At 67.4% G+C, this 14,223-nt stretch carries 10 protein-coding genes; 5 read left to right on the top strand and 5 right to left on the bottom strand.

Annotated elements, in window-relative coordinates; all coding sequences use genetic code 11:
- Positions 1–99 precede the first annotated feature (99 nt).
- Positions 100–2,025: a molecular chaperone DnaK gene (gene dnaK / locus Poly30_RS14745; RefSeq protein ID WP_145198566.1), complete on the top strand. Its 1,926-nt coding sequence runs from the start codon at positions 100–102 to the stop codon at positions 2,023–2,025.
- A gap of 116 nt (positions 2,026–2,141) precedes the next feature.
- Here the strand turns inward: dnaK and Poly30_RS14740 are convergent, their stop codons facing one another.
- Positions 2,142–2,468: a DsrE family protein gene (locus Poly30_RS14740; protein WP_145198564.1), complete on the bottom strand. Its 327-nt coding sequence runs from the start codon at positions 2,466–2,468 to the stop codon at positions 2,142–2,144.
- Between the two features lie 18 nt (positions 2,469–2,486).
- On the bottom strand, positions 2,487–3,083 hold the full coding sequence (locus Poly30_RS14735; RefSeq protein WP_145198562.1) for an NUDIX hydrolase: 597 nt from the start codon (positions 3,081–3,083) through the stop codon (positions 2,487–2,489).
- A 109-nt stretch (positions 3,084–3,192) separates the two neighbouring features.
- Between Poly30_RS14735 and Poly30_RS14730 the strand changes: the two genes are divergently transcribed.
- The 4 genes from Poly30_RS14730 (at position 3,193) to Poly30_RS14715 (ending at position 8,741) form a co-directional block, all read left to right on the top strand.
- Positions 3,193–5,478 carry an alpha-L-fucosidase gene (locus Poly30_RS14730; RefSeq protein WP_419190200.1) on the top strand — a complete coding sequence of 762 codons (2,286 nt, stop codon included), beginning with the start codon at positions 3,193–3,195 and terminating at the stop codon, positions 5,476–5,478.
- A 33-nt stretch (positions 5,479–5,511) separates the two neighbouring features.
- The gene (locus Poly30_RS14725; protein ID WP_145198558.1) at positions 5,512–7,392 is read left to right on the top strand and encodes a GDSL-type esterase/lipase family protein; all 1,881 of its coding nucleotides are present in this window, start codon (positions 5,512–5,514) and stop codon (positions 7,390–7,392) included.
- A 141-nt stretch (positions 7,393–7,533) separates the two neighbouring features.
- Entirely contained in the window at positions 7,534–7,869 is a 336-nt protein-coding gene (locus Poly30_RS14720) for a DUF2853 family protein (RefSeq protein WP_145198556.1), read from the top strand.
- Positions 7,870–7,991: 122 nt separating this feature from the next.
- Positions 7,992–8,741 carry a GNAT family N-acetyltransferase gene (locus Poly30_RS14715; protein ID WP_145198554.1) on the top strand — a complete coding sequence of 250 codons (750 nt, stop codon included), beginning with the start codon at positions 7,992–7,994 and terminating at the stop codon, positions 8,739–8,741.
- Positions 8,742–8,747: 6 nt separating this feature from the next.
- On the opposite strand, the gene Poly30_RS14710 is transcribed toward Poly30_RS14715, so the two are convergent.
- The 3 genes from Poly30_RS14710 to Poly30_RS14700 all read right to left on the bottom strand — a co-directional run bounded on the left by Poly30_RS14710 (position 8,748) and on the right by Poly30_RS14700 (position 14,161).
- Positions 8,748–11,399 carry a HEAT repeat domain-containing protein gene (locus Poly30_RS14710; RefSeq protein WP_145198552.1) on the bottom strand — a complete coding sequence of 884 codons (2,652 nt, stop codon included), beginning with the start codon at positions 11,397–11,399 and terminating at the stop codon, positions 8,748–8,750.
- 123 nt (positions 11,400–11,522) lie between these two features.
- A complete protein-coding gene (locus Poly30_RS14705; protein WP_145198550.1) occupies positions 11,523–12,254 on the bottom strand; it encodes a response regulator transcription factor in 732 nt (243 codons plus the stop codon).
- Complete coding sequence (locus Poly30_RS14700) at positions 12,251–14,161, bottom strand: sensor histidine kinase (protein WP_145198548.1); 1,911 nt, start codon at positions 14,159–14,161, stop codon at positions 12,251–12,253. The genes Poly30_RS14705 and Poly30_RS14700 overlap by 4 nt, the downstream gene beginning before the upstream one ends.
- Between the last annotated feature and the right edge of the window lie 62 nt (positions 14,162–14,223).

Raw genomic sequence — 14,223 nt, 5'->3', positions numbered from 1 at the left:
AGACTTGGCACACGAGTTGTTCTTGTCCCGTCGATCCACCGCCCGGAGCACGTCCAGGCGGCTAACCGGAGCCCTCCGGCTCCCTGATACCTTCCAAGTATGAGCAGCAGCACTGGCAAAATCATCGGCATCGACCTCGGCACCACGAACTCCGTGGTCGCCGTGATGGAAGGTGGCGAGCCGATCGTAATCACGAACCTCGAAGGCGCCCGCACGACGCCGTCGGTGGTCGCCTTCCAGGGTGATGGAACACGACTCGTCGGAGCCCCGGCGAAGCGTCAGGCCGTCACGAACCCGACCAAGACCATCGCTTCGATCAAGCGCTTCATGGGTCGCCGCCACCACGAGGTGGGCGACGAGGAGAAGCAGGTCGCGTACAGCCTCGTCGGCGGCCCCGACGAGATCGTGAAGGTCGACATCGACGGCAAGCAGTTCTCGGCGCCCGAAATCAGCGCGATGGTGCTGGGCTACCTCAAAGAGGCGGCCGAGCGCTACCTCGGCGAGCCCGTCACGCGCGCCGTCATCACTGTGCCCGCGTACTTCAACGACGGCCAGCGCCAGGCGACCAAGGACGCCGGTGCGATCGCTGGACTGACGGTCGAGCGCATCATCAACGAGCCGACGGCGGCCACCCTCGCCTACGGCCTCGACAAGGAGAAGGAAGGCAAGGTCGCGGTCTATGACCTCGGCGGCGGTACCTTCGACATCTCGGTGCTCGACATCGGTGACGGCGTCTTCGAAGTGCTCGCCACCAACGGCGACACCCACCTCGGCGGCGACGACTTCGACGAGGCGCTGATCTCCTACGTCGCGGGCGAGTTCAAGAACGCCCAGGGCATCGACATCCGCAACGACCCGATGGCGCTCCAGCGCCTGAAGGAAGCCTGCGAGAAGGCAAAGATCGAGCTTTCCAGCGGTACCTCCACCGACATCAACCTGCCGTTCATCACGGCCGACGCGTCGGGGCCGAAGCACCTCCAGCAGAACATCACGCGAGCGAAGTTCGAGCAGCTGATCGGTGACATGGTCAAGCGCAGCATCGAGCCTTGCCGCAAGGCCCTCGAGGACGCCGGACTCAAGCCGAGCGACATCGATGACGTTCTCCTGGTCGGCGGCTCGACGCGAGTTCCGCTCGTTCAAGCGAAGGTCAAGGAGTTCTTCCAGCGCGAGCCCAACAAGGGCGTCAACCCGGACGAGGTCGTGGCGCTCGGCGCGGCGATCCAGGGCGGCGTGCTCGGCGGCGACGTCTCGGGCGTCCAGCTCCTCGACGTGACCCCGCTGTCCCTGGGCATCGAGACGCTGAACGGCGTCATGACGAGGCTCGTGGACCGCAACACGACGATCCCGACCTCGAAGAGCCAGGTGTTCTCGACCGCGGCGGACAACCAGCCGTCCGTGGACATCAAGGTCTTCCAGGGAGAGCGTGAGTTCACCGCGGACAACCGCCTCCTCGGGAACTTCGTCCTGGAAGGCATCGGCGCTGCACGTCGCGGCGAGCCGCAGATCGAGGTGACCTTCGATATCGACTCCAACGGCATCCTGAACGTTCGCGCCAAGGACAAGGGCACGGGCAAGGAGCAGTCCATCCGCATCGAGTCCTCGTCCGGTCTTTCGGAAGAGGAAGTCGAGAAGATGAAGCGTGACGCCGAGGCCCACGCGGACGAGGACAAGAAGCGCCGCGCAGTGGTCGACCTGCAGAACGAGCTCGAGCAGCTCGCGCACAGCACGAAGACCCAGCTCGAGGAGAACAAGGACAAGCTCTCCGATAGCGACTACAAGGAGATCGAGGCCGCGATCGAGGAACTCGAGAGTAAGCGGACGGCGACCGACAAGGCGTCGCTGGAGGCGGCTCGGGATACCTTCGCGAAGAAGGCCCAGAAGCTCGGCGAGATCCTGCAGGCGCAGGCCCAGGGCGGCCAGGGTGGACCTGGCGCTGGCGCCGGTGCGGGCAGCGGCCCGGAGGGTGCGACCTCCGACGCCGACAGCGACGAGCCGGTGGACGCCGACTTCGAAGTGAAGAGCTGATGTCAGGCCCGGCGAGGTCGCGCAGCGGCCTCGCTCGGTTCTCTTGGAATGAAGAGGACGCGCTCACGATGCGGTGAGCGCGTCCTCTTTTCGTTGCCGTTCGATCCGGACGGGCTCTACAGCGTGATCACCTTGTCGGCCCGGTTCATCGCACCGATGATCTCATCCATCGACCCGACCTTGCCGACCGCGGGCGTCACGCCGAACTGCTCCAGACACGTCCCGCAGGGGACCATGTCGACGCCGTTCTCCTCCAGCATGGTGAGCTCGCCGAGGACCTCGCTCCCCGCCGCCGTCAGCTTCACGCCGCCGTTCACCATGAGCACGGCGTCGAGACCCTTAAGGGCGATGGCCTTCTGGAGGAAGGTCTTGAGGATGCGGCGGCCGAGGGCCTCGTCGCCGTGGCCCATCCGGTCTTGATTCAGCAATAGGACGGTCTTCATGGTTTCGATGTTAAGGCGTCAGTGGGCGCGGTGCTCGCGAAGGCGGTAGTTGGCGAGGTCGAAGCGCGAGCCCTCGCCGCTCCACTCGACGATGCCCGTGTGCGTACGGATCGTGCCACTCGCGCGATCCTCGGCGTAGAGGCGAAGCGCCGTGGCCACGCTGGGAAAGGCCAGCTTGTCCCAGGGGATCTCGTCGATCGAGACGAGCTTGACCTCGCTGGACTCAGGGGTGGGAGCGAAGTGCTCGCCGATCAGGCGGGCGCGATAGACGCCGTAGACCTGGGCGATGTGGGGGATGTCGAGGAGCGCGAAGAGTCCGAGGCTTTCGACCCTGGCTTCGGTCTCCTCCATGGTCTCTCGAGCCGCCCCGTCGGCGCACGACTCGCCGCACTCCAGGTAGCCCGCCGGAAACGTCCAGCGACCTAGGGCAGGCTCGATATCCCGCTTCGCCAGGAGCAGATCGCCCCCCGCCTCCACGATGCAGCCGACCACCATGTTCGGGTTGACGTAGTGGATGTGCCCACAGGCAGTGCAGACGGATCGGGGCTTGTGGTCCCCTTCGGGTATCTGGCTCTCACACGGTGAGCCGCAGTCGGGGCAAAACTTATGGCTCATGGTGCTCGTCAGGAAAGGGGCAATAGGCGCACAGGGTAGCGGATCACCGGCGGTGAGGACGCGCCTTCGCTACCGCCCGAGAGCATTATAGGGGTACCCTATGGCCATCATGATGCCAGCCGTCCCCTTGGGTCTCTTCGTCGCACTCGCCCCTCTCTCCATGCTGAAGCAGGAGGCCGCCACCCTCCCGCCTGTCCAGGAGCCCGTGGCCGAGGCCTCGGCGTCCTCTCCCGAGCCACCGTCTTCCGCGCTCCCCTCCTTTGGGGCCATCCCGAACGAGCACCAGCTCGCCTGGCGCGACCGGACCTTCTACGCGTTCGTCCACTTCGGCCCGAACACCTTCACCGGCGTCGAGTGGGGCGAGGGCGAGGAGAACCCCGACGAGTTCTTTCCCACGGACCTCGACGCCCGCCAGTGGGTCCGCGCCTTCAAGGCGGCCGGCATGACCGGCGTCATCCTCACGGCGAAGCACCACGACGGCTTCTGCCTCTGGCCTTCGGACGTCACGACCCATGACGTGGCGTCGAGCCGCTGGATGGACGGCAAGGGCGACGTACTGAAGGCACTTTCCGACGCATGTCGCGACGAAGGCCTCTGGTTCGGCGTCTATCTGTCGCCCTGGGACAAGCACGAGCCCACCTACGGCAGCGGCGACGAGTACAACGAACACTTCGCTGCCCAGCTCACCGAGGCGCTCACGCGCTACGGCGACGTGGCCGAGGTCTGGTTCGACGGCGCGAACGGCGAGGGCCCGAACGGCAAGCGCCAGACCTACGACTGGGATCGCTTCGTAGGCGTCGTGCGCGAGCACCAGCCCGGCGCCGTGATCTTCTCCGACGCCGGTCCGGACGTGCGCTGGTGCGGCAACGAGCGCGCGATCGGCAGCGAGACGAACTGGGGAACGCTCAACCGCGATGAGATCACCATCGGCACGAGCAAGATGGACGAACTCAACACCGGCCACCAGGGCGGAACGCACTGGGTGCCCTACGAGTGCAACACATCGATCCGCCCCGGCTGGTTCTGGAAGGCGGGGCTCGATGGCGGGCTCAAGGGCCTCGATCTTCTGCTGGACACCTGGTATGCATCGGTCGGCCGCGGCGGGAACTTCCTCCTCAACGTGCCGCCCGATACCCGCGGCCAGCTCGTCGACGTGGACGTCGCGCGGCTGGCGCAGCTCGGCCTGATCCTGGAAGCCACGCACTCACGCGACGTGCTGAACACTGCCGTCCAGCGCGGCGGCGCGGTTCACTCCGCCTCGAACGTGCGCGGTGGCGCCCAGGCCATGGACCCGATCGGCCTCCTCGATCCGAGTCGTGGTGTCTTCTGGTCCGTGGACGACGGGCACGACGCCGACGGCAAGTGCCTCGCCTGGGTCGAGTTCCGGCTGCCGGATCCGATGATCTTCGACGAGGTGTGGCTGGAGGAGCCGATCCAGCTCGGCCAGCGCATCACGCGCTTCCGCGTTCTCGTCGAGGACGAAGCGGCAGGCCAGGGCGGCCCGAAGCCAGGCGCCCTCGCGGTCCAGCAGGGCCAGGGAGCCGAGGCGGGATGGCGCGAGGTGGCGGCCGGCACCACGATCGGCGCGCGCCGAATCCTCCGGATCCCCGAGACGAAGTCGCGGCGCATTCGCATCGCGATCGACGGTACGCTCGCGACGCCCGCGCTGTCCCGCCTGTCGCTCTACCTGTCGCCGCCGAAGGTCACCGTCGAGCCGAAGTCGGGCACGTCGATCCATCCGATCCCCGTCACGCTCGCCTCGCGCGCAGGCCAGCAGATCCGCTACACGCTGGACGGTTCCGAGGTCACGGCCGAGTCCCCGCTCTACGCCGAGCCCCTCTCGATCACGACCACCGGCCAGCTCCGTGCGCGCGCCTTCGACGGAGCGCAGGCTTCCCCTTTCGAAGCCGTGGCGCGCTACGAGGTCCTGAGCAACGCAGACTGGAAGCCCGCCATCGCGTTCATCAAGCCGCCGGACCCGGGCCTGCGGGCCTCAGTCTTCGAGGAAGGCTGGCAGACCCTGGACCAGATGGCCGGTCGCGACCCGATCGGCGTGAAGGAAACCGCGGGCTTCGATGTGAGCGTGGTGACGAGGCGCGAGCAGTGCGCCGTTCGCTTCGACGGGTTCGTGCAGGTTCCCCAGGATGGTCTCTACACGCTGGCTCTGGTGTCCGACGACGGCAGTCGGCTCTATCTGCACGACGAGCTCGTCGTGGACAATGACGGGCTCCATGGCATGGTGCGCAAGGAGGGCAAGGTCGCCCTGCGAGCCGGCTACCACCCGATTCGCGTCGAGTGGTTCAACGCGCGCGGCTCGTCGGCGCTGGAGGTCCGCTGGACGGGCCCGGGTGTCGGCCGCGATCAGGCCATCCCCGAGAACGTTCTCTTCCGCTGATCCGACCCGAATTCAACCCCACCCCTTCGCGCCATGCTCCTGACCGCCGTCCTGCTACTCAGCCCCGCGCCCCAGTCCGTCGATCCGCCTACCCTTCGGGTGATCGCGATGGGGGACGGGTTCGTCGCTGGCACGGGCGGGAAGAGTCGCGGGTGGCCGGAGCGTCTGGAGATCATGCTGACCGAGCGCCTCGACGGCGTGCGGATCGAGGTCGAGAACGAAGCGGTCGAGCGGGACACGACCGTGACCGCGCTCCATCGGCTCAGGCGGGACGTGCTGGCGCGCGACCCCGACGTCGTCGTGCTGCAGTACGGCCAGTCGGACGCCTGGGTCGAGCTTCCGGCCGGTGAGGACTTCCCGCGCGTCGCGCCGGGCGCCTTTCGCTCGAACCTCGTCGACCTCGTGGCGACGATCGAGGGCTCCGGGGCGCGGGTGATCCTGTGCGAGCCGGGCGCGATGGTCTGGACGGACGAGCTGCGCGCGCGCTACGGCTCGGCGCCGCCGGGGATCGACATCGATGCGCCCTACGACACGGGCGACGAGTGGGGCTTCGATCGCCTCTTGGGTGCCTACGCGGGCATCGTGCGGGGCGTGGGCGAAGAGCTGCGCGTGCCGGTGATCGCCGTGCATGCGGCCGACCGCCTGCGCGGAGCGGAGCTCGTTCAGTCCTGGCGCGCCGATGGCGTGCACGCGTCCTCTGCCGGCCACGCATGGCAGGCCGAAGAGGTCGCGGACCTCATCGAGGGGCGCGTGGCAGAGGGCGGCATTCGCCCGCGCGTGCTGTCGGCGCACGCGGCGCCGTCGCGGGGCTGGACGCTTCCGGAGATCGACTACGCCACGCGCCCGGAGCGCGTCATCACCGTCGATCGCGAGCCGGGCCAGTACCTGGGCCACCCGTCCACCGACGTGATGCCCGACGGCAAGACGATCCTCTGCGTGTATCCGAAGGGCCACGGTCGCGGGCCGATCGTGATGAAGCGTTCGACCGACGGCGGCCGCACCTGGAGCGAGCGGCTCCCCGTGCCGGAGTCGTGGGCCACGTCGAAGGAAACGCCGGTGCTGATGCGCGTGTCCGCGGCCGACGGCAGCACCTCGAACGAGGTCCTCTGGAGCGGACTCTACCCCGCGCGCCGCGCGCTGTCTGCGGACGGCGGCGTGACGTGGGGCGAGCTGGAGGTGCCTGCGCAGCCGGGCAGCGGAGAGCAGGCCCCCTGGGGCGGCATCGTGGTCATGGGCGATCACGCGCGGGTGCGGGACGGTTCGACCCTCGCCTGGTTCCACGACGATGGCCGCTTCTTCGGGCCGCGCCCCGGATCGCGGGGCTTCACCGTTTTTCAGACGCGCTCCGCTGATGCAGGCGTCACGTGGTCGAGCCCCGAGCCCATCGTTCGCTGGCCGCTCGGGCATCTCTGCGAGCCTGGCTTCGTGCGAGACGGCGGCACCCTGGCGCTGCTCCTGCGCGAGAACAGCCGCCAGAGGAACTCCCAGGTCGTCACGTCCACCGATGAGGGCCAGACCTGGAGCGGTCCGAGCGCCATGTCAGGCGCCCTCACGGGCGATCGTCACCAGGTGCTGCGGCTCCCCGATGGCAGGCTCTTCATCAGCTTCCGCGACATGGGCCTGGACAGCCCGCGGTGGGGGGATTGGGTCGCCTGGGTCGGCACCTTCGAGGACATCCTCGAGGGCCGCCAGGGCCAGCTTCGCCTGCGCCTCATGGACAACCTGAAGGGGTCGGACTGCGCGTACCCCGCCCTGGAGCTGCTCCCCGGTGACCCAGCGGCGGCGGACCCGGCGGGCCGGGAGCCCGTGATCCTGGCGACGACCTACGGGCACTGGACGGCCGGAGAGGAGGCCTGGATCGCGAGTTTGCGCATCCCGGTCTCGGAGCTTCCCGCCCCGCTTGAAACACGCTGAACGGTTTGTCAGCCTGCGAGGGCCTCTGGTGGGTGGTTCCCCCTCGGAACCGGCGTTTTCGCTGGAATCGAGCCTCCTGAAGGGCAGCATAGACCCCGCTTACACTCTCCCCACACCCCTGATACCAGACCCCCCAATCCGATGAGCAAACTCGACGACGTTCTCACCAAGTGCAAGGACCAGATGACCAAGCAGGGCATCGAGATCGATGAGACGCTTCTGACCAACGTCGCCAAGGCCCTCGGGCCCTCGATCTACAACGCAGACGCGCTCGTCGTGGCGACCGGCGACGAAGGTGAAATGCAGACGGTGAAGAACTGGGTCACGAAGAAGCTTGGCGTGGAAGCTGGCGCCGAGATGGACGCTTGTCTGGCGCGCTGCACCGAGAAGATCGGCAAGTCCAACACGAAGAAGCTTCGTCCCGTTTTCTACTACCTGATCACGAAGGATCTGGGCAAGGAGTCGGTGTTCGCCTGATCGCTGTCCCCCAGCCGTCAACGGCTGATGCCAGCTGAGCCTGGGCGTTTCGGCGTCGAGCTCACCGGAAGACCCGCCCTGCGCGAACGGCGCTCGGCGGGTCTTTCTATGATCCAGGACCGATGTCGGATTCGCTCTATGAGATCCTGGTGGAGTCCCTGCCCGATGACCCGATGCACGTCGAGGTACGCGGGCTGCTCTTCGGTGCCGCGGAGCTCCGGCTGATAGGGGACCCGCGCGAGCCAGCAGCGTCTGGCTTCGTGATGGTGCCGAGATACGGCTTGGCCGTGGGCTATGGAGCTCCGTCCGTCGATCTGCTGGGCTCGCTCCGGGTGGCGGCATCGGAAAGCGGGCGCGCGCGCGACGGGCTCAAGCTTCACCTTACGCTGGAGTGCGCCGAGGCCTGGCTCGCACAGGAGGGGGTGGCCAACCTCGGCCGCAACGTCGTGCAGACCTTTCAGGGAGGGGAACCGTTCGAACGACTCCCGTCCCTGATCCAGCACGACGCGCGGATCCTGCCCGACCCTTCCGAAGCGCTCCTGGCCACCCTTCCGTCGGACGCCGCGGCAGAGTTCGCGATCCTGAAACCCTGGCCCGCCGTGGCTTGCACGGTGGCCCTGGATCGCATCGCGTCGATCGCCTACGCGTTCGTGGAGACCGAGACGTACTTCGATATCTCGATCGACACGTTCCAGGCCTTCCGCCGCGAGGGCCACGGCACCTCCTGTGCGGCGGCGCTCATCCTGCACCAGCAAGAGCGAGCCAGGCGCCCGGTCTGGATCGCGAACGAGCGCAGCCGGGCCTCCCTCGCCCTTTCGAACCGCCTGGGCTTCGAGGAAGTGGGCCAGGTGCAGGCCGCACTCCTCGAGTAGCCACGTCTACCGGTCCGCTTCCTGCTCTAGCCGAGCCAGCGCCGCGCGCGCTGCGGCCTGGATCTCTGGCTCATCCGAGGTGATCCCCCGGATGATGAGCGGCAGCTGCTCTGCCGCGGCGAGTAGCCCGAGCCCGCGTATCGAAGCCGCGCGCACTTCGCCGGACTGAGTCGGATCCTCGATGAGCGCGACGAGTTCGGCGATGGCGTCCGCTCGCTGAACTTCAGCATCCGCCGCCCGGCTCCAGATGCGAGCTGTCTCTCGCCACTCGGTGATCTCACCGAGCGCTTCCATGGCTTCCTTCCGAACGAAGGGGTCTACCGAAAGGCGCGAAGTCTCGAGGAGTGCGTTCGCGGCACTGGCGTTGAAGTAGCCCGCCACGGCCAGGATGGCGCTGCGCTTGCTCGCAAGGTTGTCCGGCGCCTCGCGGAGGATCCGCTCCGCCACCGGCTGCAAACAGGGGAAGCGGTGGTTCGAGATGGCACCCGCGATCGCCGGGTACACGTTCACCATCTCGGAGAGATCGCCCTGAAGTAGAGGGTGAAGAGTCTCCTCGGACCGTTGAACGGCAAAGTCCACGGCTGATTGCAGCAGCCTTTGGTTCTCTCCCTCGAGCGCGGACCAGCTCGCTCTCGGAAAACGCTGCAGAACTTCGTCCAGCATCGACTGGTCCTCGATCAGCGGGTACATCGCCAGCACGAAGCCATCCGGTGCCTCACGGTCGCTGAGCCAGAGCTTGAACAGGATCGAGCGCTGCCGCTCCGTCATGGATTGCACGAGGCCTTCGGGCTGAGAGGATCCCGGTCGGTAGGCGTAGATGGAGCGAGCGAGTGCCGGGAGCCAATCCTCATCGAGCCTGCCATCATGGACTCGAGTGAGTAGACGCTCTGCGGCCTCCACTCGGACGACGTCAGAAGATCGTGTGTCCTGGATCGCGCCCTCCAATGATGTCCGGTCCGGGAGATACCTCTCCCGGATCAGTGCGGCGATGTTGCTTTCGTGGTCTCCGAAGATTCGCGGCGAGAATTCCACCATCAGGCGAAGACGTTGCTCGGGGGAGAGCGCTCTCAGCCACCCATTCATGTTCCACTGAAAGGGCCACTCCTCATCCAGCCCGTACCTGGCGAGCCAATCGAGCATGGGGCCCGCTGAGACGCCTCTATAAGTGACGGCTGCATTCACGATGCTCGACCATTGCTGCCGAACACGCGGGTTCTCCATCGGAAGCCACACTCCCAGGGAGTCCGCCAGCGTCCAGAAGTTCTCCGAGGAAGGAATCCCGTATCCGGGGAGATTGCTCATGAGCCTTAGGACTTGCTCCCAGCGTTCTAGCTCCTCCATGAGAGGCGCAACGTGCTCGACCGCTGCCGTCAAGGTGGGTACGCGCTCCTCCCCGGGGATTCCCTTCAGGAGGCTGATCAGATTCCACTTGAGCTCTGTGTCCGCTACGGCCTTGACGAGATCAAGGAGAACTTCACCTCCAAATGGCAGCGAACCGCTCTCGTCGATTCGACGACGCGCGTTCATCACGGCCGCCTCGGCGACATCTGCAAACGGGGAGGTCACGAGCGCTTGGAAGGCGCTCGTCAGCTCGGATGACGGCTCAGGGATGAAGGGTCGACCGTCTCCACCTTGGTGTCGCTCGTCGGTGTATGCGAACACGGCACCAAAGAGCAGGGAAGTGGCTGCGATCTTCTGAATGCTCTCTTCCTCATCCACTGCAGCCTGGAACAGAACCTCTCTAAAGGGAGAGGTGCTGAGGTTCTTGGCTGCGGAATAGCGGGTCGTGGCGTTTCCTGACTCGAAGAGTTCTTCGTAGAGCCAGCGCCCTCGGGGGGCGACGCAGATGCTCCCGAGGGGCAGGAGACCTTGGTTCGCCAGCCGGAGTGCAGGCGCTTTGGCCGACGGGTCGAGCCACCCTTTCCTCGCGAACGCTCCCAGGATTCGGCCCTGGATCACCGGGTCGAGGCCCGGCTCCTTCGCGGCGCTCTCGGCAATCATGGTCCAGGCAGGGTCAGCCGGTCTCCAGTCGTAGTCGCCCTCCGGTAGCCAGACCTTCCCGGAGTTGCCCGTGAGCGGGCGCACCGACGCATTTAGTGCCAGCTCACGCAAGAGCGGGTTGTCACTCCCGAGCAACGCGACGATCACCGTGAGCGCTTCGGCCGGGGCAGCCTTCGCCACGTACGACAGCGCCGTAACAGAACCTCCTTTCGAAGGGAGCCCGCTGCTTTCCAGTGCAAGGCGAGTCAGCACGGGAAGGGCGTACTTACCCAGCGAGTCCAGGAAGCTCTCGTCGCCCCGTTCGAGGGCCGCCTGGATCTCTGCCTCCAGCTTGAGTTCCTCCAGCTGAGCCGTAGCCGCCGCCACGCTCGTGCGGAGGCTCCCCAGAGCCTCTGCATCCTCGATGGTATACATGGCGAGGAGGGCCTTCCCCTTGGCGACGACGTCCGCCCTCGCCTCCATTTTCGCCGCAGCGATCAGCTCCTTGAGTTCTTCCATCGCCCTCTCGTCGGGCACTCCGACGGTGGCGTTTAGTTCCCATCGGGCGAGGCGGTCCTGAAGCGACGTTTCGTCGGTCGTCGATTCCTGGGCGAAGGCCGAGGTGACAAGTAAGGCTGCGAGGAGGGCGGTCGGGAGTAGCGAGTCTCTGAGTCTCATGGCGTTTGTGTTCGTGGGGGTGAGGAGGCGCTCGCCGCGGTGGGGGAGCTTCACAGGACCCGTTCTACGCGCCGTCCGCGCGCGGCCTGTCTCCTCGGTGTCCGCGCTTGTCAACAAGCTGTCTCAGGGTGCCTCCGTCTGCCCGCGGCGCAGGAAGCGGTAGCCCACCCGGTGGATCGTCAGGAGATGCCGCGGGTCCTCGGGAGCGAGCTCGATCTTCTTGCGCAGGCGCAGCACGTGGTTGTCCACCGTTCGCAGCGTCGGTGCCTTCTCGTCGTCGTCGGGGACCCCCCAGACGTCGTCGATGAGGCGTATGCGCTCCAGGGTCTCGCCGTCGTGCCTCAGGAAGTAGCGCAAAAGATCCATCTCGCGGCGCGAGAGCCCGTGGCGCACTCCGTCGTTCACGAGGCTGTACGCCTCGAAGTCCACGTGGACCTTGCCGAACGACGCGGTGCGTACGTCCTCGACCTCGCCGATGCCAGGGGTCGCGCCCCCCTTGCGGGCCAGCGCGGCCTTCAGGCGCGCGAGCACCTCGGCGATGGAGAACGGCTTGACCACGTAGTCGTCGGCGCCGTACTCGAAGCCCTGGATTCGATCCATCTCCGACCCGCGCGCCGACAGGATCAGCACCGTCGCGGTCAGCCGATCCTCGCGCAGCGCGCGCAGCACGCTGAAGCCGTCGCGCCCAGGGAGCATCAGGTCCAGGAGGATCGCGTCGGGGTCCTCGCGCAGAGCGAGCGCCAGCCCGCGCTCACCGTCGCCTGCTTCCAGCACTTCGTAGCCGCGCGCCCGCAGCACGTCGACGAGCGGCATGCGAATCGAAAGCTCGTCCTCGATCACCAGCACCCGGGTCATGCGGCGTCCCCATGGCTCTCTTCCGCCTGAAACGTGACCACCAAGCGCGCGCCGCGCGGGCTCGGCTCGACCCTGGCGGCACCGCCGTGGCCCTCGGCGATCGCGCGCACGATGGAGAGCCCGAGGCCCGTACCCGTGTCCTTCTCGATGCCCGCCTTGGCGGCGCGATCCACGAGTCTCTCGAAAGGCGCGAACACCGATTCCGCGTGGCGCGCGGGGATGCCGGGGCCGTCGTCGGCCACCTCGCAGCGGAGCACGCCGCCCTCGCAGGCGATGCGAACCTCGATGGCCGCCCTCGCGCCGTTCTCGGGGGACTTCCCGTGGGCCAGCGCGTTCTCGAAGAGGTTCCACACCGCCCGATGGACGCCATCCGGGTCCACATGGATCGTCTCGGGCATCGAGGCCAAGGTCACGCGCAGCTCGGCGTTCGAGGACGCGGCGCGGTCGTGCATGGCGCTCGTGAGCTCTTCGAAGAACGGGCCGGTGCGCACGAGCCTGCGCTCGATCCGCGCGCCGCCGCCGCGATCGATGCGCGCGCCGTCCAGGAGGTCCTCGACGAGCCGGCGGAGCCGCTGGGCCTCGCGCCGGATCTGCGTGTGGTAGCGGCCGCGCGCGCCCTCCGTGTCGACGAGGTTCTGCTCGAGGGCTTCGGCGAGCAGCAGGATCGCCTGGGTCGGCGTTCGCAGATCGTGGGACACGCTCGCGACGAACGTGCTGCGCAGTCGGGCCAGCCGACGGGCGCGAGCGGCCGCCCGCGCACTGAAGATCGACGCCAGCATCACGAGCGCGCCGAGCCCCGCGAGGCCCGCGCGGATCCAGCGGATGCGGCGCAGCTGGGGGCGTGCGGCGGCCTCCGGATCGATCGGCTCGCAGGTGACGGAGTAGGGGCTGCCGGGGAGCGGCTTCGGATCGAGTCCTCGCGCCTGCTCGACGGCGATGCGCATGGGCAGGTCGCCGTGTGCGTTGCGGCCGAGCTCCGCGAGCAGCGCCCCCTCGTCGATGCACGCCATCTCCAGGGCTTCGTTCCACCTCCGAAGACCGAACAGGGCTCCCTCTTTCTGTACGAGCGTCCAGTGTCCGGTCCAGTCGTCGCGCACGACGTCGATCAGCCGCTGCAGCGCGATCGCTCTTCTTCGATCTACCTGGAAGGCACTCGACCAGTCGAGCGCTGGCGCGTTCTGCTTCAGCGCCCCTTGGATCGCTTTCCACCACGGGTCGAGTTCGAACCTCAGTTCGCCGTTCTCCACGCGCGCAAGATCCACTGGCGCAGGGAGCACGTGCTCCCCTTCGGTCAGCAGCGTGAAGGCCACCTCGGCGTTCACGGGAGCCACCAGCATCGACAGCAGTCGGCCCGAGGTTCCACGCACCACGACGTCGTTCGGTGACTCCAGCAGCCGAGTTCGGTAGCCTCCCACTGCGTCCACGTTCCCGGCGACGCCGGCCGCGCGAACCGCTTCGAAGAGCGCGCTTTCCCTGTCCCTCGCGTCGGGCTTCGACTGGCGCAGCGCGTCCTCGAACGCACCGAGTGCTTCGACGGGTTGCCTCCGCTGGAGCGACGCCCTCCCCGAGGCCACGAGCGCCGCCAGTACAGGGTCCACCGCGCGTCCGTCGCTCCCGTAGAGGCCTTCGTCCAGCACGCCCCTGAGGTCCTCCCCGTCCTCGATCCGATACGTTTCGAGGGTTCCCGGCAGCGGTCCCTCCGCACGGGCGAGATCGCTCCAGCGGACCTGGATCTCCCGGGCCTGGGTGTCCGCGCTGAGCCTCGCCTGGGCCCGCGCCTCGACGCGGGGATCGCCGAAGTCGGTGAAGCTGGCGATCCCGAGGGCGGCGGCGCTGCAGAGGCCCAGGGTGAGGACCACGGCCGGAGCCCGTCGTGCGAGCGAAGGATTGGAGCTGAGTGCGGACATCAGGGACCAAGGTAGCGCCGGTCACCGGGCATCGGTCACGAAGTTGTCTCCTGGCGAGATCG

Source organism: Saltatorellus ferox (assembly GCA_007751475.1).
Lineage (GTDB): Bacteria > Planctomycetota > UBA1135 > UBA1135.
Note: the sequence above shows the minus strand (reverse complement) of the source record. Positions and strands in the feature narration are given on the sequence as shown.